The sequence below is a fragment of the Segatella copri genome (assembly GCF_003465495.1).
Taxonomy (GTDB): Bacteria; Bacteroidota; Bacteroidia; order Bacteroidales; family Bacteroidaceae; genus Prevotella; species Prevotella copri_G.
The window spans coordinates 386-1,033 of sequence record NZ_QSAV01000119.1; the positions used below are offsets into that span (position 1 = coordinate 386).

At 46.5% G+C, this 648-nt stretch carries 2 protein-coding genes; both read right to left on the reverse strand.

Translation table 11 applies throughout. From position 1 onward, the window contains the following. Window positions 1-305, reverse strand: a 305-nt coding sequence (locus tag DWV53_RS16300) for an N-acetylmuramoyl-L-alanine amidase (RefSeq protein WP_259319019.1), incomplete at its 3' end; no start/stop codon positions are given. Window positions 306-344: 39 nt separating this feature from the next. Further along, window positions 345-479 carry a smalltalk protein gene (locus DWV53_RS15930; protein ID WP_006849555.1) on the reverse strand — a complete coding sequence of 45 codons (135 nt, stop codon included), beginning with the start codon at window positions 477-479 and terminating at the stop codon, window positions 345-347. Between the last annotated feature and the right edge of the window lie 169 nt (window positions 480-648).

Sequence of the window (648 nt, forward strand, 5' to 3'; positions counted from 1 at the left end):
GAGCATCTGTTATAAGGTCTGGCATGAGCCCCCACCTCCAGCAGCTTACGGTGCTGCGTCATCGTACCATCCTTACGGATGTAGAAGTGGTAGCCGATGTCATAAAACCCACGAGCCTTATGGTCACGTTGCAGCTGTTCCACACTATAGTCCTGATTGCATCGGCTAGCCGAGCAATGCAGTACCAGAAATCTCACAGAGTCGGCAGACATCATGTTCTTGCCGTTCTCCACTTTGGCGAGGAGCATGCGCTCAGAGCGTACCTTCTCCCCGCCAATGTTCATTGGAAATGTATCTTTCGTCATAGGAATAATTCAACATTCAACACTCAACATTCAACATTGCTATAAGGCACTCGCGCACGAGCTTACTCCCAGTGCCGTGAGAGCAGCAATCAGCGCCTGTACGATGGCATTCACGATTTGAGTCCAGGAAATCTTGTTTGGATTTGATTCAGAGTTAGAACGAAACATTTTCATAATCAATAAAATTTAAATGAAACAATAAGTTATCAGAGTTTAGCAGTGCCTCCCTTTCAGAGAGGTAAGGCACTGCCAGAGTTGGAGACTATTCCAATCCGTCACCATTGTCGGAACCAGTTCCGCCAGTAACCATCTACTTCTCCATATTGCCCGCTAAAAAATAAGT

Coding starts and splice junctions, on each gene's coding strand:
- DWV53_RS15930 (WP_006849555.1), bottom strand. CDS start 479: ATGAAAATGTTTCGTTCTAACTCTGAATCAAATCCAAACAAGATTTCC.